We start from the raw sequence: 259 nt of genomic DNA on the forward strand, positions 1-259 counted from the left end.
GTTGAGTTCAAGGGTAATCCTGAGTTCGATGGCCTGATCATCGTGTTGGGTGACTACACCATCGATGGTAGTGGCACTGATCCCTTTACTGGAGCCATTATCTCGTCTCCTTATAGTCAGCATTTTCAAGCTCAGTTGGGAGATTCGTGGGTTAACTTGAATCCAGAGTACGACTCTGAAACTGGTCAGTTCTCGCACTTTTTGACATCAGATGGGCAGCAAGTCTATCAGGGGCCGAATGGTGAATGGACAACGGATG

At 47.9% G+C, this 259-nt stretch carries 1 protein-coding gene; it reads left to right on the forward strand.

Annotated elements, in window-relative coordinates:
- The coding region (locus tag SB717_RS37380; RefSeq protein WP_410908174.1) for a hypothetical protein at window positions 1-259 on the forward strand (259 nt) is incomplete at both ends.

Origin of the sequence: Priestia sp. SIMBA_032 (assembly GCF_046535215.1) — a bacterium.
Taxonomy (GTDB): Bacteria; Bacillota; Bacilli; order Bacillales; family Bacillaceae_H; genus Priestia; species Priestia aryabhattai.